Source organism: Amycolatopsis rifamycinica, from assembly GCF_000695625.1.
Taxonomy (GTDB): Bacteria; Actinomycetota; Actinomycetes; order Mycobacteriales; family Pseudonocardiaceae; genus Amycolatopsis; species Amycolatopsis rifamycinica.
Map to the genome: position 1 here is coordinate 89,543 of NZ_JMQI01000011.1, position 24,285 is coordinate 113,827.

Annotated in this window: 27 protein-coding genes and 1 pseudogene; 10 read left to right on the forward strand and 18 right to left on the reverse strand. The window is 68.4% G+C overall.

The window, feature by feature from the left end; translation table 11 throughout:
* The first annotated feature begins 79 nt into the window (after positions 1 to 79).
* Entirely contained in the window at positions 80 to 904 is an 825-nt protein-coding gene (locus DV20_RS05095; RefSeq protein ID WP_043776767.1) for a phosphotransferase, read from the forward strand.
* Here DV20_RS05095 and DV20_RS05100 read toward each other — a convergent pair.
* Entirely contained in the window at positions 892 to 1,653 is a 762-nt protein-coding gene (locus DV20_RS05100; RefSeq protein ID WP_043777214.1) for an alpha/beta fold hydrolase, read from the reverse strand. The genes DV20_RS05095 and DV20_RS05100 overlap by 13 nt on opposite strands.
* Here DV20_RS05100 and DV20_RS05105 point away from each other — a divergent pair.
* Positions 1,652 to 2,191 carry a GNAT family N-acetyltransferase gene (locus DV20_RS05105; protein WP_043776769.1) on the forward strand — a complete coding sequence of 180 codons (540 nt, stop codon included), beginning with the start codon at positions 1,652 to 1,654 and terminating at the stop codon, positions 2,189 to 2,191. The genes DV20_RS05100 and DV20_RS05105 overlap by 2 nt on opposite strands.
* Positions 2,192 to 2,225: 34 nt before the next feature.
* Here DV20_RS05105 and DV20_RS05110 read toward each other — a convergent pair whose 3' ends face one another.
* The 3 genes from DV20_RS05110 to DV20_RS05120 all read right to left on the reverse strand — a co-directional run bounded on the left by DV20_RS05110 (position 2,226) and on the right by DV20_RS05120 (position 5,235).
* Entirely contained in the window at positions 2,226 to 2,531 is a 306-nt protein-coding gene (locus DV20_RS05110; RefSeq protein ID WP_043776770.1) for a peptidase associated/transthyretin-like domain-containing protein, read from the reverse strand.
* A gap of 294 nt (positions 2,532 to 2,825) precedes the next feature.
* Entirely contained in the window at positions 2,826 to 3,926 is a 1,101-nt protein-coding gene (locus tag DV20_RS05115; protein ID WP_200876356.1) for an NAD/NADP-dependent octopine/nopaline dehydrogenase family protein, read from the reverse strand.
* Between the two features lie 184 nt (positions 3,927 to 4,110).
* The gene (locus DV20_RS05120) at positions 4,111 to 5,235 is read right to left on the reverse strand and encodes an alkaline phosphatase family protein (protein ID WP_043776772.1); all 1,125 of its coding nucleotides are present in this window, start codon (positions 5,233 to 5,235) and stop codon (positions 4,111 to 4,113) included.
* 45 nt (positions 5,236 to 5,280) lie between these two features.
* Between DV20_RS05120 and DV20_RS05125 the strand changes: the two genes are divergently transcribed.
* On the forward strand, positions 5,281 to 5,493 hold the full coding sequence (locus tag DV20_RS05125) for an FmdB family zinc ribbon protein (RefSeq protein WP_043776774.1): 213 nt from the start codon (positions 5,281 to 5,283) through the stop codon (positions 5,491 to 5,493).
* Here the strand turns inward: DV20_RS05125 and DV20_RS05130 are convergent.
* Positions 5,490 to 6,608: a trans-sulfuration enzyme family protein gene (locus DV20_RS05130; protein WP_043776775.1), complete on the reverse strand. Its 1,119-nt coding sequence runs from the start codon at positions 6,606 to 6,608 to the stop codon at positions 5,490 to 5,492. The genes DV20_RS05125 and DV20_RS05130 overlap by 4 nt on opposite strands.
* Positions 6,609 to 6,666: 58 nt before the next feature.
* Here DV20_RS05130 and DV20_RS05135 point away from each other — a divergent pair, with 58 nt between their 5' ends.
* Positions 6,667 to 7,143, forward strand: a complete 477-nt coding sequence (locus DV20_RS05135) for an Lrp/AsnC family transcriptional regulator (RefSeq protein WP_043776777.1) — start codon at positions 6,667 to 6,669, stop codon at positions 7,141 to 7,143.
* Between the two features lie 2 nt (positions 7,144 to 7,145).
* On the opposite strand, the gene DV20_RS05140 is transcribed toward DV20_RS05135, so the two are convergent.
* Both DV20_RS05140 and DV20_RS05145 read right to left on the reverse strand, forming a co-directional pair.
* The gene (locus DV20_RS05140) at positions 7,146 to 7,670 is read right to left on the reverse strand and encodes a P-loop NTPase family protein (RefSeq protein ID WP_043776779.1); all 525 of its coding nucleotides are present in this window, start codon (positions 7,668 to 7,670) and stop codon (positions 7,146 to 7,148) included.
* A complete protein-coding gene (locus tag DV20_RS05145) occupies positions 7,654 to 8,118 on the reverse strand; it encodes an Lrp/AsnC family transcriptional regulator (protein ID WP_043776781.1) in 465 nt (154 codons plus the stop codon). Before DV20_RS05145 ends, DV20_RS05140 begins: the two co-directional genes overlap by 17 nt.
* Positions 8,119 to 8,211: 93 nt before the next feature.
* Here DV20_RS05145 and DV20_RS05150 point away from each other — a divergent pair, with 93 nt between their 5' ends.
* From DV20_RS05150 to tsaA, 3 genes are read left to right on the forward strand one after another with little or no spacing between them, the layout of a single operon-like run.
* Positions 8,212 to 9,051: an LLM class flavin-dependent oxidoreductase gene (locus DV20_RS05150; protein ID WP_043776782.1), complete on the forward strand. Its 840-nt coding sequence runs from the start codon at positions 8,212 to 8,214 to the stop codon at positions 9,049 to 9,051.
* On the forward strand, positions 9,048 to 9,476 hold the full coding sequence (locus DV20_RS05155) for a nucleoside deaminase (protein ID WP_043776784.1): 429 nt from the start codon (positions 9,048 to 9,050) through the stop codon (positions 9,474 to 9,476). Before DV20_RS05150 ends, DV20_RS05155 begins: the two co-directional genes overlap by 4 nt.
* Positions 9,473 to 9,883, forward strand: a complete 411-nt coding sequence (gene tsaA, locus DV20_RS05160) for a tRNA (N6-threonylcarbamoyladenosine(37)-N6)-methyltransferase TrmO (protein ID WP_043776786.1) — start codon at positions 9,473 to 9,475, stop codon at positions 9,881 to 9,883. The genes DV20_RS05155 and tsaA overlap by 4 nt, the downstream gene beginning before the upstream one ends.
* On the opposite strand, the gene DV20_RS05165 is transcribed toward tsaA, so the two are convergent.
* From DV20_RS05165 to DV20_RS05210, 10 genes and pseudogenes are all read right to left on the reverse strand, one after another.
* The gene (locus DV20_RS05165; protein ID WP_043776787.1) at positions 9,884 to 11,653 is read right to left on the reverse strand and encodes a 3-hydroxyacyl-CoA dehydrogenase family protein; all 1,770 of its coding nucleotides are present in this window, start codon (positions 11,651 to 11,653) and stop codon (positions 9,884 to 9,886) included.
* Positions 11,654 to 11,772: 119 nt separating this feature from the next.
* Positions 11,773 to 12,444, reverse strand: a complete 672-nt coding sequence (dhaM, locus tag DV20_RS05170) for a dihydroxyacetone kinase phosphoryl donor subunit DhaM (RefSeq protein WP_043776789.1) — start codon at positions 12,442 to 12,444, stop codon at positions 11,773 to 11,775.
* A complete protein-coding gene (dhaL, locus tag DV20_RS05175; RefSeq protein ID WP_043776790.1) occupies positions 12,441 to 13,070 on the reverse strand; it encodes a dihydroxyacetone kinase subunit DhaL in 630 nt (209 codons plus the stop codon). Before dhaL ends, dhaM begins: the two co-directional genes overlap by 4 nt.
* Entirely contained in the window at positions 13,070 to 14,071 is a 1,002-nt protein-coding gene (gene dhaK / locus DV20_RS05180) for a dihydroxyacetone kinase subunit DhaK (RefSeq protein WP_043776792.1), read from the reverse strand. Before dhaK ends, dhaL begins: the two co-directional genes overlap by 1 nt.
* A gap of 67 nt (positions 14,072 to 14,138) precedes the next feature.
* A complete protein-coding gene (locus DV20_RS05185) occupies positions 14,139 to 15,131 on the reverse strand; it encodes a DUF3558 domain-containing protein (RefSeq protein ID WP_235190709.1) in 993 nt (330 codons plus the stop codon).
* Between the two features lie 47 nt (positions 15,132 to 15,178).
* Positions 15,179 to 15,469, reverse strand: coding sequence for a hypothetical protein (locus tag DV20_RS05190; protein WP_043776795.1), 291 nt, complete (start codon positions 15,467 to 15,469; stop codon positions 15,179 to 15,181).
* A gap of 9 nt (positions 15,470 to 15,478) precedes the next feature.
* The gene (locus tag DV20_RS05195) at positions 15,479 to 17,176 is read right to left on the reverse strand and encodes a sodium:solute symporter family protein (RefSeq protein WP_043776798.1); all 1,698 of its coding nucleotides are present in this window, start codon (positions 17,174 to 17,176) and stop codon (positions 15,479 to 15,481) included.
* A 198-nt stretch (positions 17,177 to 17,374) separates the two neighbouring features.
* Positions 17,375 to 18,151 (reverse strand): hypothetical protein, encoded by a 777-nt coding sequence (locus DV20_RS05200; protein WP_043776800.1) that lies wholly within the window; start codon positions 18,149 to 18,151, stop codon positions 17,375 to 17,377.
* A 383-nt stretch (positions 18,152 to 18,534) separates the two neighbouring features.
* Positions 18,535 to 18,750 (reverse strand): DUF1653 domain-containing protein, encoded by a 216-nt coding sequence (locus DV20_RS05205; RefSeq protein ID WP_235190710.1) that lies wholly within the window; start codon positions 18,748 to 18,750, stop codon positions 18,535 to 18,537.
* 1 nt (position 18,751) lies between these two features.
* A pseudogene (locus DV20_RS05210) lies at positions 18,752 to 18,949 on the reverse strand (endonuclease NucS domain-containing protein); the annotation flags it as partial.
* A gap of 132 nt (positions 18,950 to 19,081) precedes the next feature.
* On the opposite strand from DV20_RS05210, the gene DV20_RS05215 reads away from it, so the two are divergent.
* The 3 genes from DV20_RS05215 (at position 19,082) to DV20_RS05225 (ending at position 21,190) form a co-directional block, all read left to right on the forward strand.
* On the forward strand, positions 19,082 to 19,966 hold the full coding sequence (locus DV20_RS05215) for a recombinase family protein (protein WP_043776807.1): 885 nt from the start codon (positions 19,082 to 19,084) through the stop codon (positions 19,964 to 19,966).
* A 29-nt stretch (positions 19,967 to 19,995) separates the two neighbouring features.
* Entirely contained in the window at positions 19,996 to 20,598 is a 603-nt protein-coding gene (locus DV20_RS05220) for a hypothetical protein (protein WP_043776809.1), read from the forward strand.
* Positions 20,599 to 20,866: 268 nt separating this feature from the next.
* A complete protein-coding gene (locus DV20_RS05225) occupies positions 20,867 to 21,190 on the forward strand; it encodes a hypothetical protein (RefSeq protein WP_043776812.1) in 324 nt (107 codons plus the stop codon).
* 559 nt (positions 21,191 to 21,749) lie between these two features.
* On the opposite strand, the gene DV20_RS43650 is transcribed toward DV20_RS05225, so the two are convergent.
* Complete coding sequence (locus DV20_RS43650; protein ID WP_160169697.1) at positions 21,750 to 23,966, reverse strand: SGNH/GDSL hydrolase family protein; 2,217 nt, start codon at positions 23,964 to 23,966, stop codon at positions 21,750 to 21,752.
* Between the last annotated feature and the right edge of the window lie 319 nt (positions 23,967 to 24,285).

Sequence of the window (24,285 nt, forward strand, 5' to 3'; positions counted from 1 at the left end):
GAAAGCCCGATCCGGCGGCTTAGGGGGATCGTAGCCCTCGCTACCGACAGTCGCGCGCACCGGCTGGCAAGATCGGGGCGTGGCCGACGAGTACACCCGCGCGGCGGTGCGCGCGGCCCGCGCCGTGACCGCCCGGCTGGGGCTGCCCGCCCACGATCCCGAAGTGCTCCACCAACGGTCGAACGTGCTGGTGAGGCTGGGTCCGTTGGTCGCCAGGGTGCCCGCGACGACCCGGCTGCTCCGCCCGGAACCGGCGGCCTGGCTGGCCCGGGACGTCGCGCTCTCGAGGTTCCTCACCGAGCGTGGTGTGCTCGTCGTCTCACCCGCCACGGATGCCCCGGCCGGACCGCATTTCGCCGACGGGCTGCCGGTCACGCTCTGGCACCACACGCCCCACGATCCGGATCACCGGTACGCACCGGACGTCGTCGCGCGCTCCCTCGCCGAAGTGCACACGGCCCTGCTCGAATACCCGGGTGAGCTGCCCCGCCGCGGGCCGCTGGCGGAACTGGAGGGCCTCTTCGGCCGGGACGACCTCGACGGCGTGGCACCTCGCTTGCGCGCGGAAGCCGCCCGGATCGAAGCCGCGTTGCCGGACGGCCCGGTCCGCCCGCTGCACGGCGACGCCCACCCCGGCAACCTGATCGCGACGGCGGCCGGGCCCTGCTGGCTGGACTTCGAGGACACCTGGCTCGGGCCGCTCGCCTGGGACCTCGGCGTCCTGGCGCGGCAAGGCGGCCCGGAGTACCTCGCCGCCTACCCGGGTTCGGTGCCCGAGGAGGCCCTTCGCGCGTACACGCGGCTGCGAGAACTCTTCGCCGTCGCCTGGCGCTTCGTCATCGCCCGGCGGTTCCCGCACCGGCTGCCCGAAGCCCGCTCCGCGTTCGCCGCCTACTTCTCGTGAGTGGCCGGGTACCAGGACAGGATCGCCTCGACCACGCCGGCGGGGTCTTCGAGCGGGGTCAGGTGACCGGCGCCCGGCAGCACGACGAAGTTGGCGCCGTCCATGGCCCCGGCCATCTCGCTCGCCGCCGCCACCGGGGTGATCGGGTCCTCTTCGCCGACGATGACCAGCGCCGGGATCCCGGCGTCCCGCAGCAGGTCCAGCGAGTCAGGGCGGTTGCGCAGTGCCAGCGCCGTCCAGGAGATCCCGGCGGGCGGCTGGGATTCGATGATCTCCCGCACCGACTCGACGAGCTCGGGACGCTGTTCGCGCGTCGATTCCGCCAGCAGGTTGGGCAGGTTGGCCTCAGCCAGCCAGGTTTTCGTGCCTTCGCGCTCGACGCGGGCCGCGACGTCCAGCCGCGTCTGCGCGGCCTCGGGTGTGTCGGGCGCGGCCTTGGTGTCGATGAGCACGAGCCCGCCGACCCGCTCCGGCGCGAGCCGCAGCACGGCCATCGCGAGGTAGCCGCCCATCGAGCAGCCGCCGAGCACGACGCGGTCGAGGTCCAGCCGGTCGAGCAGGGCGACGACGTCCCGCGCGGCGTCCTCGAGGCTCGGCTCGCGATCGGATTCCGGCAGCGGCGAGCGGCCGAGCCCGCGCTGGTCCGGGGTGATCACCCGAAGGTGTGAAGCGAGTGGCTCGCGCACCGCGTTCCACATGCGGGAATCCAGGGGGAAGGCGTGGAGGAGGACCAGCGGCAGTTCGGTCATGCGCGTCATTTTGTCGGACCCCCTCGCTAGCTTCGCCGATGTGTTCACCGACATCGAAACCGACCGGCTCCGGCTGCGTCCGCTCCACGAGGCGGACAGGCAGGCGATGGTCGACATCCACACCGACCCGCGGACCAACCGCTTCAACCCCGACCCACCCGACGTCCCGCGCGCGTCGGCGATGTTCTCGGACTGGCTGGCGCACTGGGCCGAGCACGGCTTCGGCTACCCGGCGGTCCTCGAACGGGGTGGCACGGAGGTGATCGGCATGTGCGGCGTGCGCCTGCGCGATTTCCACGGCGAGAAGGTCCTCAACCTCGGCTACCGCTTCCGCCCGTCGGCCTGGGGCAAGGGGTACGCGGTGGAGGCGGGCCTGGCGGTGCTGGCGTGGTGCGCCCGCGAGCTGCCGTCGGTCCCGGTGCTGGCGAGCGTGAGCATCGCGAACAAACCTTCGCTGCGGGTGGCCGAGCGCCTCGGCTTCACGGAGTACACGGAGGAGATGTACGACGGCGCGATGTCGAGGCACTACCGCCGCTGACCGCGGCCGCTGTTTGACAACTCCAGAGCGCAGATCACCAGCGCCGGTGCGGCCGCCGCCGGGCCCGCGCTTCCCAGCAGGGGCGGTGCCAGTGCCGCCGGTCGGCGACCGACCCGGTCTCGTCGGCCGGCCAGACGACCAGGTGCGGCGTCCCCGGCCGGATCTCGTGGTCGCACCCGGGGCAGCGGTAGAACTTGGTGGCCTGGCTCCCGGGCACGGTCCGCACCAGCCAGTCCCCGTCCGCCCCGGACTCGGCCCGCGCCCACCCGGTGGCGGCCCCGAGATCACGTTCGGGCGGCCCACCGTCCGCCCGGCGGCCGGGACGGTTACGTCGTGGCACGCCCAAACGTTAACCGCCACCCCCGCCACACCACCCACCCGCTACGCGAGTCGTCCCTCCAATCACGCGAGATGCCCTCCAATCACACGAGATGCCCCTCCAATCACGCGAGATGCCCGACAGCCACCCGTGATGGCCCCGCCGGTTCCGAGTGATGCCCGTCGGGTCACGGACGAAGCCCACCCCCGTCACGGGTAATGCCCACCCGGTCACACGTGATGCCCCACCAGTCACGGGTGATGCCCCACCAGTCACACGTGATGCCTTTCCCGGCACAGGGAAGGCCCCGCGGGCTCAGGCCGCCCGCTCCGCCACCCGGCCACCGGCCCCGAGCCGGTGCAGGATTTCGTCGTGGGCGAGGCCGTCCCAGCCGAGGCGGTGGAGCGTGCGGCCGGTCCGGCGGAAGTCCTCGCCGCCGAGCACGGACATGATCGTGATCGCCGCGTCGACCATCGGTGTGGCGACGCCGGCGCACCGCGCGAGTGCCTGCAGCGGCACCAGCGTGGAGCGGATGTCCTCGGTCAGGAAGCGGTGGTCGAGGCTGGTCGGCGCGGCGATCGTCCGGTACGGCTCCACCGTCCGCAGCGCGTCGAGCAGCGTGGTGGCCGGGCAGCCGTAGTAGCGGTCGAGGACCTCGGTCATCGGCAGCAGCCGGGCGCCGTAGGCGGCCGCGACGGCGGCGAACTCGGCCTCGGTGCGTTCGAGCAGGGCGATCGTCCGCGCCGAGACGCCGTCGACGTAGAAGAGCAGGTCCTCCGCGCGGTCGATGGTGCCGAGGTTGGCCAGCGCGATCGGCACGTGCGCGACCGCGCCGAAGTCGTGCAGGCCGCGCTCCACCGGGTTGCGCGCGATCTCCAGCATCGGGAACCACTCGCGCAGCAACCCGGCGCGCCGGGCGACGGCGGCCTCGGTGCTGCCGGAGATCAGGTTCCAGCCCTTGGTGCCGAGCACCGTGACGCCCTCGGTTCCGCACGGCCGCGCGGCGAACAGCGCATCGGTCTCCACGACATCGAGGTCCGGCCCTCCGGCGGCGGCCAGTGCGCAGGCGAACTCGACACTCCCGCAGAGCTTGCCGGAGAACAGCACCACCACCTGCCCCGGACGCAGGTGCGGCGCGAGCCGGGCGGCGACCTCCGGGTAGGCGGTGGTCACGGTGGCGACCAGGACGACGGCCCGCGCGGCCAGCCCGGCCGGGTCCGCGGTCACCTCCCGGAGCGCAAACCGCCCGTCGAGCACCCCGCGCGCGACGATCTCCCGGCGGCGCACGATCTCCCCGACGGCCTCGAGGTCCCGCGTGTAGAGGTGCACGGGCAGCTCCCGCGCGGCGAGGTACGCGGCCACGGCCCGTCCCTCACCACCCGCCCCGACGACCCCGATCCCGTCCAGCACGCTCATCCCGCCCACTCCCGTCAGTCCGGTACGCAGTGGACAGGTCGGCACCGCGAAGGCGAAAGTTCCCGCGCGAACGGGTGCCCGGAACCCGAACCGGCCGCGCGTGTCGTCCGTCCAGGCACGCGTGTCGTCCGTCCAGGCACGCGTGTCGTCCGTCCAGGCACGCGTGTCGTCCGTCCGGGTACGCCTACCCCTGGGCCAGCGCGAGCGGCACCAGCTGCTCGGCGCTGGTGAGCGACCCGTGCTGCCCCACCAGCGACGACTCCACGGCCTCCGCGAGCTCCCGCACCATCCCGAACCGGTCCCGGGCCGCGGCGACGACGTCGCCGATGCGCGGCAGCACCCGGTCGCTCACCGTGTGCCCGAACCAGCCCTCCGCGATCGCCTCCTCGCGCGAGCGCACCCAGGCCCGCTCGCCGAGCACCTCCCGCCAGGCCGCGAGGACGTCCGCGGCCGCGCCCGGTTCGGTGTAGACGTGCCGGGCCCGGACCTCGCCTCCGAACGTCCGGACGCCGGCCAGCAGCTCCGGGGTGTCGTCGAGGTCGAGCTTGTCGTCGACGGCCACCATCCCGTGGTCGGCCACCACCGCCAGCAGCGCGCCGGGCGGCAGACCCTCCACAACGGACTCGACGAGCCGGTCGATCTGCCGCAGCTGCATCCGCCAGGCGGTCGAACCGGGGCCGTAGATGTGCCCCAGCAGGTCGAGTTCGCTGTGGTAGGCGTAGCAGAACACGCGCCCGTCGAGCACCGACGACATCCGCGCGGCGAGGTCGCCCAGCGCGTGCACGCCGACGTACCGCGCGCCGCTCTGGGTGGCCAGGGTCAGGGCCGTGTCGCGGAACTGGGCGGAGGACACCACCGCCGCTTCGACGCCCGCCGCGGCGGCCCGCTCGAACGTCGTCGGCAGCGGCTGGACCTCGCGGGGCGGGAGGGCGCCACGCAGGTCGCTGCCGTCTTCGTGGCTGCACCAGCGCAACGCGTTGAGCACGCCGGTGCCGGGCATCTCGAAGGTGTAGCCGACCATCCCGTGCTCGCCCGACGCGAGCCCGGTGCCGATGGCGGCCACGCCGGCGGCCGTCGTGGACGGGAACCCGACGCGCAGGGACTCGCGGGCGAGCTCGGTCAGCACCGGGGCGTCCGCGGCGTGCTCGGCGAGCAGTTCCCAGCCGAGCCCGTCGACGAGCAGCACACCGGCACTGCGTGCCTCCGGCAGGGCCAGCGTGTTCCCGCAGCCCGGCACCCCGAGCGCGGCGAGCAGGGACGGGACGACCTGGCCGAGGTGCGGGACGTCGGCGAGCGAGGGCGGCTGCACGTGCCCAGCTTCCCATCCCCGGGCGGCTCCGGCGATAATCGCGGCATGCCCACCTACGCCTACCGCTGCCGCGAGTGCACCGGGACGTTCGAGCTCCTGCGTCCGATGAGCGAATCCAGCGCGCCGGCGACCTGCCCGGAGGGTCACGGCGACACCGTCAAGCTGCTCACCACGGTCGCCCTCACCGGGGCCGCGAGCGGTCCCGCGGCCCCGGCCGGCGGTGGTGGTGGCTGCTGCGGTGGCGGCTGCTGCGGCTAAAGCGCCTTCAGCGCCTGCTCGAGGTCGGCCCACAGGTCCTCGACGTCTTCGAGGCCGACGGACATCCGGATCAGCTGGTCGGACACCCCGGCACCGTGCCGGTCGCCCTCGTCGACGATCCGGTGGCTGATGGAACCCGGGTGCTGGATCAGCGTGTCCACACTGCCCAGGCTGACGGCGGGCGTGATCAGCCGGACCGCCTTGATCAGCGCGTGCGGGTCGCCGTCGACCTCGAACGCCACCAGCGGGCCGCCGATGCCCGGGTAGTGGACGGCGGTCACGGCCGGGTGCTCGCCGAGCCGTGACGCCAGGGTCGACGTGGTCGCGGACGCGGCGCCGACCCGCAGCGGCAGCGTGGAAAGCCCGCGCAGCAACAGGTATCCGGCGAGCGGGTGCAGCACGCCGCCGGTGGCGAAGCGGATCTGCCGCAGCCGGGCGGCTTCCGACGCGTCGCACACGACGATCCCGCCCATCACGTCGCCGTGGCCGCCGAGGAACTTCGTCGCGCTGTGCAGCACGATCCGCGCGCCGTGGCGGCCGGGGCGCTGGAGCACCGGGGTGGCGAACGTGTTGTCCACCAGGAGCGGCACCTCACCGCAAGCGAGCGCCAGCTCGGCGATGTCCACCTCGGCCAGGGTCGGGTTCGCCGGCGTCTCGACGAACACCAGCCCGGTGTCCGGCCGCAGCGCGGCGGCGACGGCGCCGGGCGCGGCCCAGGTGACCTCGGTGCCGAGCAGCCCGGACTCGAGCAGGTGGTCGCTGCAGCCGTAGAGCGGGCGCACGGCGACGATGTGCCGCTTCCCCTGCGCCACCGCGGAAAGCAGGCAGGCCGAGACGGCGGCCATGCCACTGGCGAACGCGACGCCGTGGTCGAAGCCTTCGAGCTCGGCGAGCGCCCGCTCGAACCGTTCGACGGTCGGGTTGCCCACCCGGCCGTAGATCGGCGGCCCGGCCAGCTCGGCGCCGGCGGCGAAGGCGTCGATCCGGGCGGCTTCGGCGGCACTGTCGCGGGACGGGTAGGTCGTGGACAGGTCGAGCGGAGCGGCGTGCACCCCGAGGTCCGTGAGATCGTCACGGCCGGCGTGGACGGCTCGCGTGCGCAGCGAGGAAGTCATGTCAGCATGGTCGAGCTTTTCCCGGACCAGGGGCAACACTCTCGGATATCATTCGGCGATGTCTGCTTCCGTCGAACTGAGCCCGGTCGATCTCGAGATTCTGCGCCTGCTGCAGAACGATGCCCGGATCACCAACAAGGACCTGGCGGCCGCGGTCGGCATCGCGCCGTCGACGTGCCTGGACCGCGTCGCCCGGCTGCGGGACACCGGCGTCATCACCGGCCAGCACGCGTCGGTCGACGCGGCGAAGCTGGGCCGTCCACTGGAGGCGTTCCTGTTCGTCCAGGTCCGCCCGCACCGGCGGCCGCTGGTGGACCCGTTCGTCGAGCACCTGCTCTCCCTGCCGGAGGTGCGCGCGGTCTACCACCTGACCGGGCCGGACGACTTCCTCGCGCACGTCGCCACCGGCTCCGCCGGGGAGCTGCAGCGGCTGGTCCTCGACGAGCTCACCGCGCGGGACGAGGTCGCCCGCGTGCACACGAACCTCGTCTTCCAGCACTGGAGCGGCGGCCCGCTGCTGCCGCCGGGTGCCTGATCTCAGAGCGTCTCGAGCCAGCGGCGGGTCTCGCGCGGGGACGTCAGGCGGACGACGGCGGGGCCGTCCGGGGACGCGGCCCAGGCCCGGATGCGCTGCCGCTTGCGCGCGAACGAGGTGAAGTGCCAGCGGATGATCGAGTCCGCAGAGAACACCTGGCGGAGCGATTCGACGTTGCCGTTGCAGATCCGTTCGCGGGTCAGGGCGCGCACGGCCGTCCGGCGCAGCAGGCGGCCCAGCGAAAGCCAGCGCGGGTAGTCGAGGCCGACGACGAGCTGGGCGCGGGCCAGCGCGATCTCCTTCCACTTCGAGTAGGCGGAGTCGATGACCCAGCGTTCGCCCGCGCAGACCTCGCCGAGCCGGCGGCGCTGCTCGTCGTCGGGGACCGGGACCCAGCCCGGCTCCCAGGTGAGGTCGTCCACCGGGTGGTAGGGCAGGCCGGTGCGCTCGGCGATCCGGGCCGCGAGCGTCGACTTGCCCGAGCCGGTCACGCCGTAGACGAGGATGCGGTCAGGCCTCGAGGTCACGGGCGGGCTCCCGCGGGCCGCGGTAGGGCAGGGTCTGGCTGTAGACGAGGTTGGTCGTCGTGCTGCCGAACTGGCACAGCTCGTCGACCGTGCGCTCGAGGTGGGCCATGGAGGCGGCGGCGATCTTGAGCGTGTAGCAGTCGTCGCCGGTGGTGCGCAGGCACTCGAGGATCTCGGAGCGTTCGGCGAGCAGCTTGTGCAACGGCTCGTGGCGGCTGCCCGGGTACTTGAGGCGGACCACGGCGAGCACCGGGTAGCCGACCTTGCCGAGGTCGATTTCCGCGCGGTAGCCGCTGATCACGCCGGCGGTCTCGAGCCGCCGCAGCCGTTCGGTCGCCGCGGACGCGCTGAGGTTGACCCGGCGGCCGAGCTCGGTGAGCGGCACCCGGGCGTCGCGCTGGAGCTCGGTCAGGATGGCCCAGTCCGTCTGATCGAGACTCTCGGTCATCCGCCGAACATACCGTGGGATCCACGGCGGAACTCCCCGAACGCCGTGATCATTCCCTTCCGGATTCGGGCAAAACGTCGATAGCCTTTCCGGGTGAAGATCGGCGTGAACGTCCCCAATTTCGGGCCCGGCACGGACCCGGGTGTCCTGCGTGCCTGGGCGCAGACGGTGGAAGGGCTCGGCTACGACCTGCTGATGGTGTCCGACCACGTCGCCATCACGCCGGACGTCGCCGAGCAGTACCCGGCGCCGTTCTACGAGCCGTTCACGACGTTGTCGTGGCTGGCCGGGGTGACGCAGCGGGTGCGGCTGGGCACCACGGTGCTGGTGGTGCCCTACCGCCATCCCCTGCTGGTGGCGCGGATGGCGGCGAACCTCGACGCCCTCAGCGGCGGCCGGCTCGTGCTCGGGGCCGGTATCGGCTGGGCGAAGCAGGAGTTCGACGCGCTGGGCGTGCCGTTCGAGCAGCGGGGCAAGCTCACCACCGAGTACCTGCGCACGATCCGCGCCGCGTGGGGAGAGCGCGACGACTACCGCGCGGGTCCGATCCCGCTGTGGCTCGGCGGGCACAGCGACGCCGGGCTGCGCCGGGCGATCGAGCTCGGCGACGCGTGGCACCCGCTGCGGATGACGACGGCCGGGTTCCGGGAAACGCTGGGGCGGCTGGAAAAGCTGGCCGGCGACCGGCCGTTGCCCGGCTTCGCGCCGCGGATCCTGCTGCGGCTGACGGCGGCGCCGGTGACCGGGCCGGAGCGGCTGGCCGGGGAAGGCACGCTCGAGCAGGTGCTCGACGATCTGGCGCAGTTGCGGGCGCTGGGGGCGGAGACCGTCGTGCTCGACCCGTTCGACTCGGACCCGGCCGAAACGCTGCGCCCGGAAGTGGCGTGGCGGGATCTCGCGGCGGTAGCCGCATCCTGGAGGGAGAACCTGTGAAGGACACCGAAGAAGCCCTGCTGCGGCGGGCGATCGAGCTCGCCCGCGAAGCGCGCGAGGAACACGGCAACCCGCCGTTCGGCTCCCTGCTGGCCGACGCCGACGGGAAGATCCTGGCCGAGGACCGCAACACCTCGTTGACCGACAACGACATCACGGCCCACCCGGAACTGAAGCTGGCCCGCTGGGCGGCGCAGAACCTGGACCCGGAAACCGCGGCGGCCACAACGATGTTCACCAGCACGCAGCCGTGCGGGATGTGCACCGGCGCGATCGAACGGTCCGGGCTCGGCCGCGTCGTCTACGCGCTGTCGACGGAGCAGTTCCTCACGCTGCGCCCGCCGCTCACCTGGGGCAAGCACAAGATGGAGGGCCCCGCCCTGTTCGACGAGGCCCGCGTGCCGGTCGAGGGCTATTACCAGTGACGTCCTACGACGTCCGCCCGGTGGCCGTCGTGCGTTCGGCGCTGGCCGACCGCTCGGCGGCCCCGAGGCAGGGTGACGAAGGGGCGCCGCCGTCCCGGGTGGTGTTCGAGCCGGAGTTCGGCCCGGCGGCGGCCGACCTCCGGCCGGGTGACCGTCTGGTGCTGCTGACGTGGCTGCACGAGGCGGACCGCGACGTCCAGTCGGTCCACCCGCGCGGCGACCGCGACCGCCCGAGCACCGGTGTGTTCTCGACGCGGTCGCCGGACCGTCCGAACCCGATCGGCCTCCACACGGTCACGGTGACGGCGGTCGACGGCGGCACGCTCACGGTCACCGGGCTGGAGGCGATCGACGGCACCCCGGTGCTCGACGTGAAACCCGTCCTCGGCGAAGTGGCCGAGCGTTGATCAGTAGTCCTTGAAGCCCTTCCCGGTCTTCCGGCCGAGCCGGCCGGCCGTCACGAGGTGCTCCAGCAGCGGGGCCGGCGCGAAGCCTTCTTCGCGGAACTCGTTGTACAGCGTGCGTTGGATGGCCAGGGAGACGTCGAGGCCGACGACGTCCAGCAGTTCGAACGGGCCCATCGGCAGGCCGCAGCCGACCTTCATGGCCGTGTCGATGTCGTCCGCGCCCGCGTAGTGGGCTTCCAGCATCTTCACCGCGTCGTTCAAGTACGGGAACAGCAACGCGTTGACGATGAAGCCCGCGCGGTCGCCGCAGTGCACCGCGTGCTTGCCCACCGCGGCGCAGACCGCGCCCGCCGTCGCCACCACGTCCGGGGCGGTCGCGATCGTCGACACCACCTCGACCAGCTTCATCACCGGGGCCGGATTGAAAAAGTGGAGACCGATCACGTCGGCCGGGCGGGACGTCGAGGCCGCGCACTCGATCACCGGCAGCGATGACGTCGTCGTGGCCAGGACCGCGCCGGGGCGGACCACCTCGTCCAGCGCCGCGAACACCGCCTGCTTGACCGCCAGCTCCTCGGCCACCGCCTCGACGACCAGGTCGACGTCGGCCAGTGCCTCGAAGTCGGTGACCGGGGTGACGCGGGCCAAGGCCGCCGCAGCGTCCTCTTCGGACAGTTTGCCCCTGACCACGGCCTTGTCGAGCGACTTCTTGACGCGCGCCACGGACGCCTGCGCCTTCTCCAGGCTCCGGGCGCGCAGCACGACGTCGAGGCCACGCTTGGCGAACACCTCCGCGATGCCGGTGGCCATCGTCCCCGTCCCGACCACGCCGACCCGCGCCACCGGCCGCGGCGGAACGGAGTCCACAGTGGACGCGGCCGCCGCGTCCGAGACCACGGTGGGCGAATCCGGGGCGTCGTAGCTGTAGAAACCCCGGCCGGTCTTGCGGCCCAGCAGGCCCGCCGTGATCATCTGCTTGAGCAGAGGCGCCGGGGCGTGCAGCCGGTTGCGGGACTGGTGGTACATCGTGTCGAGGATTTCGTTCGCGGTGTCCAGCCCGATCAGGTCGAGCAGCGCGAGCGGGCCCATCGGGTAGCCGCAGCCGAACCGCATCGCGGCGTCGAGGTCCTCGCGCGTGGCGTAGCGCTGCTCGTACATCCGCACCGCGTGGTTGAGGTAGCCGAACAGCAGCGCGTTGGCGATGAACCCGGCCCGGTCGCCGATCACCACCGGCACCTTGCCGAGGCGCTCGGCGAACTCGACCACCTCGGCGACCACGTCGGGCTCGGTCACCACCGTCTTGACGATCTCGACGAGCTTCAGCACCGGCGCCGGGTTGAAGAAGTGCATGCCGACGACCTTGCCGGGACGCGCGGTGTGCACACTGATCTCGGTGATCGACAGCGACGACGTGTTGGACGCGAAGACCACCTCCGGCCGGGTGATCTTGTCCAGCTCGGCGAAGACGTCGGCCTTCAGCTCGAGGCTCTCCGGGATCGCCTCGATCACCAAGTCCACTTCGGACAGATTCGACAGCGACGTGGAGTAGCTGATCCGGCCCAGCAGCGCTTCGCGCCCGGCCGCATCCAGCTTGCCGCCGGTGAGCGCCCGTTCGGTCGAGTGCTCGAGGTGCCCGCGGCCGCGGGCGACGCCGGCTTCGTCGAGCTCGACCGTGACGACGTCGAGCCCGCTGCGCGCGAGCACTTCGGCGATCCCGGCCCCCATGGTGCCCAGGCCGATCACACCGACCGTCGAAATGTCCCGCGCCATCGAGGCCTCCAGAGATGTTACTCGCTGGTAATTGGCCTCGATACTGCCACGCGGGACCGCCGGAGCCCAGACGGAATCGAGTCAGTACCGCTCAAGTCACCCGGTCGGCAACGGCGGCTTCACTCGCCGAAATTGCCGTCCACCAGCTCCTTCGCCTTGTCCAGCGCGGCGGCGGCCTGCGGCCCGCGCGCCCGCACGCGGATGCGGTCACCCTGGCGTGCCCCGAGCGACATCAGGGCCAGGACGCTGTGGCCGTCGGCCTCCTGGTCACCGAGCCGGACGGTCACCTCGGCGTCGAACTCGCTGAGCGTGCGCACCAGCACCGCGGCGGGGCGAGCGTGCAACCCGACCTCGTTGCGCAGCTCCAGTTCGATTTCGGCGGCGTCGGCCGGGGCATCGGCGAGGGTCAGGTCGTCGGGGACGCCGGCCGCCGCGGCGGCTTCGGCCACCGCCTTGCGGTCCTGCCCGGCCTGCGCGGCGACCGCCGCCGCGATCGCGCCCTCCACCAGCGGGCCGTCCGCGACGACCGCGGCCGAGGGGCCGGCCAGCGATTCGACGGCGAGCTCGGCCGTCATCTGGGCGCTGCCCAGGTCGTAGAGCAGCACGACGCCGTCGCCGGAGTCGGCGCGCTGGGTGGCCGCGACGACCTCGTCGTAGTCCGTGCCGATCGAGCCGTCGGAGAGGCCACCGGCGGGCAGGATGGTGACGTCCGGCGCCATCTGGGCGGCCAGTTCGGCCAGGCCTTCGGCGAGCTTGGCGCTGTGCGAAACGAGCACGATTCCCACGCTCACCGGGCGGCCTCCGCGAACGCCCGCAGCAGCAGCGCCGACGATCGGGCGCCGGGGTCCATGTGCCCCACGGCCCGCTCGCCGAGGTAGGACGCCCGGCCCTTCCGCGGCACCAGGTCCACTGTGGACTCCGCGCCGGTGTCGGCCGCGTCGGCCGCCGCGGTGAGCACCGCGGCGACGTCCCCGCCGTCGCCGGCCGCCTTCTCCGCGGCCGCCACCGCGGGGAGCAGGGCGTCGACCATGGTCGCGTCGCCGCCGACGGCCTTGCCGCGGGCCTGGACGCCTTCGAGGCCGGCGCGCAGGGCGTCCAGCAGCGCCGGGACGTCGAGGTCACCGGCCCGGCCCAGCTTGGCCGACGCACGCAGGAAAGCCGTGCCGTACAACGGGCCCGCCGCGCCGCCGACCTTGGAGATCAACGTCGTCGCGACGAGTTTCAGCACTCCGCCCGGGGTGTCCGGAACCGCGGAATCGAGCGCCGCGACGACGGCCGCGAAGCCGCGGTTCATGTTCTCGCCGTGGTCGCCGTCGCCGATCGCGCGGTCGAGGTCGATCAGTTCCCCGCGGTGCTCGGCGACCACCGCCGCGGCGGCCCGCACCGCCGCCGCGACCCCCTCGGCCGTGCAGGCCATCAGAGCCCCCACCGCAGGGCCGCGGTGTTGACCGGGGCGTCCCACAGCTCGGTCAGCTCGTCGTCCAGTTTGAGCAACGTCAGACTCATCCCCTGCATCTCGAGGCTGGTGATGTACGGGCCGACCAGCCGGCGCTCGACCACGATCCCACGGTCGGCCAGCAGCCGCTCGGCGATGCCGTGGGCCAGGTACAGCTCGACGAGCGGGGTGCCGCCCATCGAGTTCGTGAACAGCAGCACGCGGTCGCCCGAGGCGAACGGCAGGTCCGAGACGACCGCCTCGACCATCCGCGCCACCAGCGCGTCGGCGGGCTCGGCCGGGATCCGTTCGCGGCCGGGCTCGCCGTGGATGCCGATGCCGAACTCGATCTCGTCGTCGTCGAGGTCGAAGCTGGGGGTGCCGGCGTGCGGCACGGTCGGCGCGGTGAGGGCGACGCCGATCGACCGGACCTGGCCGATCACCTTCTGCGCCAGTGCGGTGACGGCGTCGAGCGAGTCGCCGCGCTCGGCGGCGGCGCCGGTGATCTTCTCCAGCAGCACCGTGCCGCCCACCCCGCGGCGGCCCGCGGTGTACGTCGAGTCCTTGACCGCGACGTCGTCGTCGATCACGACGCTGCGCACCTCGAGGCCTTCGGCGGCGGCCAGCTCGGCGGCCGTCTCGAAGTTCAGCACGTCGCCGGTGTAGTTCTTCACGATGAGCAGCGCGCCGGCTTCGCCGGTGGTCGCGGTGACGGCGGCCTGCACGGCGTCCGGCGTCGGCGAGGTGAACACCGCGCCGGGGACCGCGGCGGCGAGCATGCCGTGGCCGACGAAGCCGCCGTGCAGCGGCTCGTGCCCGGAGCCGCCGCCGGAGATGACGGCGACCTTGCCCGCGACCGGGGCACCGGCTCTGATCACGACGTCCGGGTCGTACTGGACGCGGAGGATGTCGGCGTGCGCGGCGGCGAGGCCCCGCAGCGACTCGGCGACCACGTTCGCCGGATCGTTGATGATCTTCTTCACGGCAGCCTCCGGCACATCGGCGGGTGGGGTGCCCCCTTCCTACCTCGCCGCGGGGCCCGCCGCCAGATCAGGGCTTGGGGAGCTTGGTGACCACGTTCTTCGCGACGGTCACCGCCTTGCCGCACGGGTCGGTGTCGTTGTCGGCATAGCCCTGGTAGTCCACCTGGGCCAGTTCGACGTCGTCGCCCTGCCACGGCCGGTGCTGCCACTCGACCTTGCACCGGGCCGAGCCCCCGGTCTGCTGCTTCTGGAAGCCGGTCACGCCGTTGCCGAGGTCCACCTTGGAGTAACCGTCGCCGACGAGCGGGGGCAGGCCCGGCCGGAACCCGACCGTCACCGCCGGGCCCCGATCCTTCCACTCGCACGAGTGCAGGCCCGTGGCCGCGGGCTTCGCCGACGGCACGACGCCGGTCACCGCCGCGGTGTCGGCCATCGCGCACGGGTCGGCGGTCAGCACGGTGCCCGCGGGCGTCGAGTACTTCTCCGGCGAGTTGTGCAGCTTCTGGACGACGGCCTCGGCGAATGTCCGCCCGGGACGGCAGGGGTCACCGGCGTAGGTGACCGACACCTCGAGCGCCATGTCCGGGTTCAGCGCCGTCATCACGGCGACCGTGCAGTCGGTGTCGCCGGTCTCGTTCACCCGCAGCGGCAGCCCGCCGGCCACCCCGGTGGTCTTGTCGGCGCGCGGCACGATCGTGCTGCCGATCTCCAGCGCGAGCCGCATCTCCTTGCCGCCGGGGTCCTTGACCTTGTTGCTGCAGGTGTCGAAGGCGATGGACGACGGCGAAGGGTCGTCCTCGACCGTGCCGAGGCCCAGTGCGCCGAGGGCGTCCTTGGTCAGGAACTGGCACGGCTGGATCGTGCGGAGCACGCCGGCCGCCACGGCGGCGTCGGTGATCGGGCCGTCGGCAACCTGGCCGGAGCCGGCCGCCGCGGGCACCGTCGTCCGGGCGAAGTTGGACTTGCCGAGGTCCGGCCCGCACGCCGTCAGCGGCAGCGCGAGCGCGGTGACCAGCAGGAACAGCTTCGGGAGACGGCGGCGCCGAACGTCTGGGAACACGCGATGCACGGTAGCGGCACCCGCGCGCCGCTGTCCGGACAACCCGGCTATTCGCCCGCCACCGCCGGTGTGTCGCCCGTCTCGGCCTCCGGCTCGGCCGGCACGACGAGCGGGCGGATCACGGCCCAGAGGACGAACAGCGCGGCGACCACCAGCATGCCGATCCCGGCCCACAGGTTGATGTTGACGTCGGCCGCCTTCTTGATCTCCTCGTCGGAGGTGAAGCCGAGGCCCATGACGGTGAGGATGATGCCGTAGACGCCGATCAGCAGGGCGATGATCAGCCGGATGTCGAAGGCGCCTGCCTTGTGTGCGCGCGGCTGCGACTCGGTAGCCATTCCGACCTCCTAGAAGATGGCGTTCAGGGCGATGGTCAGGACGAGCACGATGCCCGCGAGCAGGCCCGGCTTGCGGTACCAGCCCGCGTTCTCGCCGGTCGCGTCGTGCCGGCGCGTCTCCTTCGGCGTCAGCGAGTAGACGAGGCCCACCAGCTCCTCGTCCGGCTTCGGCTTGGTCGCCAGCGAGACGACGACGCTCACCACGATGTCGACGACGAACGCGGTGCCGGCGGCGACGAAGCTGATGCCCTGGCCGGTGAGGCCCAGCACCCCGGCCTGCGAGAGGCCCCACACCGTGATCGCTGACGCGGTCCCGAGCACCAGGCCGCTCCAGCCGGCGTGCGGGGTCATCCGCTTCCAGAACATGCCGAGGATGAACGTCGCGAACAGCGGCGCGTTGAAGAAGGAGAACAGGTCCTGCAGGTAGTTCAGGATGTTGCCGGAGTTCGACGCGATGAACGCGGTGCCGATCGCGAGGATCGTGCCGGCCGACGTCACGATGCGGCCGAGGTTCAGGTAGTAGTGGTCCGGCTTGTCCTTCTTCACGTACGTCTGCCAGATGTCGTACGTGAAGACCGTGTTGAACGAGCTCAGGTTCGCCGCCATGCCGGCCATGAACGAGGCCAGCAGGCCGGCGATGGCGATGCCGAGCATGCCGTTCGGCAGCAGGTCGCGCATCAGCAGCAGGAGCGCGTTGTTGAAGGTGACGCCGCTCTCGGCCTTGCCGCCGTCGAGCAGCACCTGCTTGTCCTTAACGTACTCGGACACGGTGACCGCGGCGATCATGCCGGGGATGATGACGATGAACGGGACCAGCATCTTCGGGAACGCGCCGATGATCGGCGTGCGCCGCGCGGCGGACATGCTCTTCGACGCCATCGCGCGCTGGACCTCGACGAAGTTCGTCGTCCAGTAGCCGAAGGAGAGCACGAACCCGAGGCCGAAGACGATGCCCAGCACCGAAAGCACGCTGTTGCCGAAGCCGGTCAGGTTGTCACCGGGCCACGAGTGCAGCTGCGCGGATCCGCCCGGGCTGTTGGTCACCTTGTCCACCAGGCCCTGCCAGCCGCCCACCTTGACCAGGCCGATGATCGTCAGCGGCACCAGCGCGATGACGATGACGAAGAACTGCAGGACCTCGTTGTAGATGGCGGCGGAGAGGCCGCCGAGCGCGGTGTAGGAGAGCACGATCGCGGCGGCGACGATGATCGACACCCACAGCGGCCAGCCCAGCAGCAGATTCACCACGCTGGCCAGCAGGAAGAGGTTCGCGCCCGCGATGAGGATCTGGGCCGCGGCGAAGCTGACGCCGTTGACGAGGTGGGCCGGCTTGCCGAAGCGCCGCCGCATGAACTCCGGGACGCTGCGGACCTTGGAGCCGTAGTAGAAGGGCATCATCACGATGCCGAGGAACAGCATCGCCGGGATGGCGCCGATCCAGAAGTAGTGCACGGTCGGCAGGCCGTACTGGGCGCCGTTGGCCGACATGCCCATCACCTCGACCGCGCCGAGGTTCGCCGAGATGAACGCCAGGCCGGTGACCCAGGCGGGCAGCGACCGGCCGGAGAGGAAGAAGTCGAGGCTGCTCGACACCTGCCGCCGCGCCAGGTACCCGATGCCGAGCACGAGGACGAAGTAGAACGCCAACTCGATGTAGTCGATCGCGCTCGCGTCGAGACGCAGGTTCGCATCGGCCAAGACGAGCACCCGACCCACCTCCGGCAGTTCTTCTGCAGACAGGACAAGAACCGACAGGAAACAACAGCATCCCGTCGGATCGGGACAGTACTGCATGGATTCAGGGTCGGCACGCCGACGTGTCCAAAATGGTCAGAGGGCGCGCCCTCCCCGGCCTTGACCAGGAAGAACGCGCCCTCGTTCCACGCGCCGCGGGAGCGGCCGGGATCAGCGGTCGGTCGGTACGGCGATCTCGCCGTCTTCGGCGATCAGGTGGGCCAGCACTTCGTCGGGCAGGTAGGTCCGGTGCGGGTAGCCCGGACCCCACGAGTTGAGGATCGGCACGGCGCCGAGTTCGTCGGCCCGCGGGTTGGCGAGCACGGCGTGCACGTCGTCGACCGTCTTGGCCCAGCGGAACGCCTTGATGCCCTGCTTGGCCTCGGCGGTGTACTTCTCGCGGGTGTGCCAGTCGTCGTCTGCGTAGGACTCGTCCCAGAGGACGTGCCCGGTGTCCTTGAGCACCTCGGCCGCGGCCCGGACCGACGTGCCGTTCTCGTCGCCGGGGTTGGTCTCGGGCCACTCGTCGCGCTTCTTGGCCGAGTCCCAGAGCCAGCGGGCCGCGTACTCGCTGCCGTTGAAGATCGACATGCACCGCGACCAGCCGAAGCCGACGCAGGCGCCCTCGTGGCCCTGGTCGTAGAAGGCGTACCAGGCGTCGGTGTCCGGGGTGCCGCCCGGCTCGAGGCAGACGCAGTGGCCGCCGCGGATCCGGCCGAGCTTCTTGACCCCGGCCTTCGCGATGAAGAACTCGCCGGACGTCTCGTCCTGTTCCGGCTGGTCGAACGCCGAGTACCAGTTGACGCCGATCACGACCGGCGCGCGGGTGGGCCGGTCCTCTTCGGCCAGCGCCCCGAGCGGATACCTTTCCACGTGCCGCCAGTCGTCCGGAATGAACCGGCCCAGGCGCGGATCGGCCGGATCGGAACCGAGTGGGCGATAACGCATGACTTCCTCCTCCGTGCAGGCGAAAATGCGCGCAGGCCGGCCGGATGGCATGCGCACCCCGAGCTCGAAGGCGGACTGAAACGTTGGCACGACGTGGAAAGACGGCCGAGCGCACCACCCTCCGGCCACGCCGGACGCACCGGCGGAACCCCTCGAATCGAGTGTCGCACGACAACGGCGGAAAAGAACCCGAGCTCACCCGAACAGCGCACAATTCCCGGTGAAAAAGTTTCTGCTGACCACTCGGGTACCTATCGGGTCAAAGATTTCCTGGCGGAGTAATAACCACCGAATCAGATACATCGATTTCGGCATCGATTCGGTATCGGCCCCGAGATCCGCCCCTTCGGGCAGCCGCGGGTCGATTTTTCAACGACCCGCGGTCAGTCCGCCACCCGCCGGAAGCGCGGCACCCGGCCCGCGGGCGTCTCGACCGCCTCGGCGAACATCGCCGCCGGGCGCACCCACAGGCCGTGCTCGCCGTAGAGCGCCCGGTACACCACCAGTTCTTCTTCGGTCTCGCTGTGCCGGGCCACGCCGAGCACCTCGTACTCGCCGCCCTTGTGGTGGACGTACCGGCCGGGCTCCACGTCGGACACGTCAGAACAGCCGGAACTCGTCGGACTCGATGCCGCGGAGTTCGTCGTAGTCCAGCGTCAGGCAGCGGATGCCACGGTCCTCCGCCAGCGTGCGGGCCTGTGGCTTGATGATCTGGGCCGCGAACACGCCCTGCACCGGCGCCAGGAGCGGGTCGCGGTTGAGCAGCTCCAGGTAGCGGGTGAGCTGCTCGACGCCATCTGAGGCATGGAAACCCACCGAAAGAAATGTTATACCGAGAGTGACATTAAGTCACAAACAGTAATGGAGCTAGAACTACCCCCTCCTGATTCTCCCCCCACTCTGGTCCGCAAAGCGCCGGGCATCTTGCGCGTGGTGATCTACACCCGTATCAGCAAGATCGGGAAGAGCAACAGCACTAACACAAGCATCCAGGTTCAAGAGTGCCTGAGCGAGCTTCGGTACCTCGCCAAGGACCGGAACGTGCGCATCGTGATCGTCGCCGTCTTCCAGGAGGACGACCGCAGCGCAAGCAAGTACTCGAAGAAGCCGCGCCCCATGTGGGAGCAGACCGTCAGCTTGGTTGAGGGCAACTGGGTGGATATGGTCATCGGCACTGAGATGGAGCGGATCACCCGGCGCCCCAACGAGATGAGTGTTCTCATCGACCACGCCGACCCGCAGAAGCCGGGTGGCTCAGGTGACCTTCGTGAGATCAACCTGACCTCTGATGATGTCTTCGACCTGACGACGGACAACGGCATCTACCGTGCCCGTCAAGCTGTCGCCCTGGCCGAACGTGAGTCGAACAAGACCTCCAAGCGTCAGCGACGCAAGCAGGCCGAGCGAGCCAAGGAAGGCTTCAGCCACGGCTCTCGGCGCGCGTACGCCTTTAAGAAGGGCAACAGCGAGCTCGACAAGGAAGGGAAAGAGTTCAAGGGCCTACGCGCAGCCGGCGGGCGCCGGATGAAGGGCTGGTCCAACAAGGAGATCGCCTTCTGGATGAACGAGAACGGCTACCTGACCACCGAGGGAAAGCTGTTCAACGCGCTCACCATACGCAACATGCTACGCCGAGTCCGGTACGCACCTTGGCCGGAGGATGAGAACTTCGCCATCCGCGAGCACAAGGGCGACCACTATAAGGCGCAGTGGAAGCCCGTATGGACACCGGACGAGTGGGAGAGCCTCAAACTCATCGACAAGCTTGGCATGGAGAGTACAAGGACCGCCCAAAGGCGCGGAAGTACCTCCTGACCGGCCTGTTGGTCTGTGGTGGGTGCGGCATGACGTTGAACGGCGAGACTAAGCGTGACAAGCCTGAGAAGCCCCTAAGGCCCATCTACCACTGTCGTGTTCAAGGTGACACCGAGCGGAAGCGTGGATGCGGTGGAGTCACTATCGGATCGGAGCCACTTGAGGACTTCGTTCTTAGCTGTCTGTTCTTCCGCCTTGATACACCCGACCTCGGCAAGCTCCTCGACACCAAGCCGGAGACCGGGGAGCGCCTGAAAAAGCTGCTCGAAGACCGCTCACTACTAGAGATGCGCAAGAAGGACATCCTAAAGGACTACGGCCGCGGTGACATGACACGCGAAGAAATGCTCTTCTCCAAGAGCGAGGCTCAGGCAGCACTTGATGACATCAACCACGAGATCGACCAGGTAAGTCGGAGTCACCAGGCGAACGCTCTAGTACCGGTCGACACGACCGTCAAGGAAGCTTGGTTCGCCACCGACAGCCTTCAATGGAAGCGCGGCATCATGGACCTGGTGATAGATAAGATCATCATTCAACCGGGTGGAGGCAAGCCATACTACGAATGCCAACTGTCCGACAGGCGCTTCAGGTTCGACCCCGAGCGCGTTGAAGTGAAATGGAAAGCATAAGCGTCGAAAACGCAATACTACTTCAACAGGGCGGCAATCTGCCTCAAAAGATTTTTATCCTTTAAGCGAAGCGGCACACCGCTTTGCTGTGTCGACTTCTTCATATATGCCCGCAGCGCTTCGTTACTCATCTACTTCCAGCTAAGCACATCAGTCGGACGTCGTCAATTGTATTAACCACCATAGACGCCCTTCGTTGAGCCATCGTTAAATAGAAGATAGCCAGGATCGCCCTGGCTGCTTTAACCCCCAACCCAGTGGAGCAGAAATGGCCATCGTAAGCCGCAAGGTCTCCGACCTTAGCAACGAGGAAGCAGCAGACACCGAGTTCGCCGTCGTCATCGTGCGACAGCACCCGCAGATCGACCAGTCCAAGGCGCTCGACGTCCTCGTGAGTGAAGTCGAGCAGTTCAAGGAGATCGGCGACCTCGTGATGCTCGAAATCCAGATGCCCAACGGCACCAAGCGGGACGTCGCCATGCGGATGACCGACTTCAACAAGTTGTCCCCCAACATGGCCGACGTCATCAAGAACGCTCGCGGCACCCGCGGCCGGCTTCCGGGTACCCGTGTCGGCAACGGCAACGGGTAGTGGTGAAGCTCCGCTTCTCGCCACCGCTCCCGGCGATTGAGGCGGAACCCCGTTCTGACGAGCCGCAAGGTACGTCGGAGCGGGGCCTCAATTCTAGCCGATATCAGCAGCTACAGCAGTTGAGCGAAATCTTTAAGCTCTGCGACCTACCATGATGCTGGATGAAACTTCTTTCCCGCCTCTTCAGTCGAGCAGTAATATTCAGCGAACATACTAGGACCATAACCTTGCTGACCGGGGACATAATAGTGATAATCCGCCGCAAACGTCGACGCCGTAATGGGCTGGCGAAGGCAACGAGCCCACGTAAACCCGTAAGAAATAATTCCGGTGAAGAGGTTCAGTGTCACCAAAAGAACCAGGGTGATGCAAACTCCGACCCATCGTTGCGTCAACCATCTCCACACCTTTGATACTGGTGAACTCAGAGTTCGGATAGGTTTACTTTTGCTATACATTTACTACGATTGTAGCAACTAACTAATTAAAGACAAAACTAAGAATTCCCGGAACGCTGATTGAATATGCGTTCCGGGACCGAGTGTTTCTTCAGCCCTCCTTACGGGACCGGCACGGCCGCGAGAATGTCGGCGTACGCTTGCTGACCACGCGCGTTCGGGTGGAGCGCATACGCGGGATGCCCGACCCATTGGTCGAGGTTGTTGAAGTACGACTCACCAGGATCCGCACACACCGTGTGACCGGCGAACGGCGATCCGCTCGCGTTCACGTCGACGTATTGCAGCCGCTGGTAATCCGTCTTCAACCCGCGTACTTTGCTGACCACCGATGCGATCTTCGCATCGAGTTTCGTCACGACATCGCGCGCCGCTTGAGCATCCTCCCAGTACTTCGGGATCGTCCCGGTGGAGTCGTACCCGCTGTCGTACAGGTACTTGCACCTGATATCCATCGGGTCAGAGGCCACCTTCACCGGCGCCACCTGCGGGTAGCCGAGAACATAAACCTTCGCTCCTGTGGCCGTGTCCAGAAGCTTCTTGTACGTTGTCTCCAGCTCCGACGGCAGCAGGTTGTTGATGTTGTTCACGGCAGTGGCATAGGCCGGGCTGGTGAAGTTGCACGCATCCAGCACGCACGCCTGGCCAAACGGGACGAATCCAATGTCGTTTCCGCCGATGGTGATGGTCACGACCTTCGTGCTTGCATTGAGCCATTTGTACTGTGCTTGCTCTCCGTTCGTCGAGTCGTCCGCGAGAACCTGCCCTGTTTCAGCACCCGAGCACGCCACGAACTTCCCAAGAGCGAGACTCGAAGCCCGCTTCGGGTTGCTCGACGTGAGCTGCGAATAAGCGAAGTTGCTCCGATGACACATGTTATTACCGGCGTTGGAACTCGGCTCGAATGGCTCTACTCCTTCACCGGAAGAATACGAGTCACCCAAGGCCACGTATGGCACGGGAACGGGCTGTGCAGGCGTGGTTGTCGTGAGAATTTCTCCTCTCGGGTAATCGACACCAAGCCCGGCGACCTTTGCAGCGTACAACTTCTTCTGGTAAGCACACCCTCCACTGCACGTTGCCGTGAAGAAAAGAGTGTTGTTCGCCGTGACTGCTCCACCTCCGAAGTAGTACGAGTTGGGCTGCGTTCCACCCAGATCACCTACAAGCGAGGTTTGGTTGCTCCACGCCCCGCTCACGGCATTGTAGATTGAAAGCTCCACCGTACTAACGGTCGAACCCCCTGCTGTTGTCGCCTGACCTCCTCGCACAACCGAAACATTACCGGACGCATCGACCGAGAAGCTGGTTGCGCCGTAGGTGCGGCCTTGTGGGTCGGCATACGGAAGCGTCACCGACCGGACTTTTTGGCCGACCGAGTTGATTGTGACGATCGTGTACACGTACTGAGTCGGCGTCGCCGGGAATCCTCCGATCATCCGCTGCTCGTTGACGATCCCGACCACCCCGCCCTGGAAGGCGTGCAACTGGAATATTTGTACATTGGCACCCGAGGTTGACGCCGGAGTGGTCCATGCAACAGCCCTCGTACGAGAGTTGTACATCGCGACACTGGCGCTCTTGTAACTTCCCCACGTGTACTGGGTTGCGAAGTACTGACCGTCAGCGTTGACAGCTTCGTCCCGAGGATCGATCGAAACAGGTGACTGTCCCAGGTACTTCCCCGAGTAGCTGTAGAACTTCGGATTTCCAGGATACTCGTTGCCGATAGTATCCTTGTACCACTCGACCATGAGACCATCCTTATACGGATGGAGCCCATAGACACACTTCGTTTCAGACAGTGCGATATCGACCACCTTGGTCGGCTGCGTCTGCCCAGTTGCCACATCAGGAGTGAGCCCGATGATGTGCTGAACCCCATTTACGACAGTCGTAATGTACACGATGCCGTTGGCACCAACAGCGGGGTAGAGTCCGCAACCACTCGCTACAGGGTATTTCCACTTCAGTGTATTACCACTGTAAGCAAGCAGGTTAGGCCCCCACATGGTGACGCCTTGGTAGTTCGTGCCAACAGGTACTCCGTAGACCACGCCGTTCTTGTCGACAACTGGGCGTGAAATACAGTTGGTGATACCGTCCACCACTTGATTGCGGGAGATAGTTTGCACCAGCTGCCCGGCGCTGTTGTACGTCACAAGATCCTGCGCATTGGTGTAGCTGCAAGGAACTGTGACGTTTCCATTGGTACTGACGGCGAGATCGTAGCCAGAACCATTGGTCGCAACCGGAGGCCACTGAAGCGGAGGAACCGATTCTGCAGCGCTCGCCACACTCGGGAGTGCCGTCATCATTGACGCCAGTAACCCAAGCACAGCGAGTATCCATACCCCTCGCTTTTCCGGACGCATTACGCGCCTCACATCCTTTCCACGTCGAGAACTAGCGAAAATGGCCGAAGAGCCTTGTTATTTATGACATGGTTTCGCCTTCGCGCATATGGTGCGAAATACAACGAGCAAGACACCATAGAACTCGATCGCCATCAGACACAGCAGGAAAGTGGTGACGTCTTCGCACTCAGGGCATGAACGTCATGACATGACACCCGTGACACTGCGTCCGACCTGCCAAGACAGCGCGGCGTCATGTATGCCGGCCGACGCACGCCGA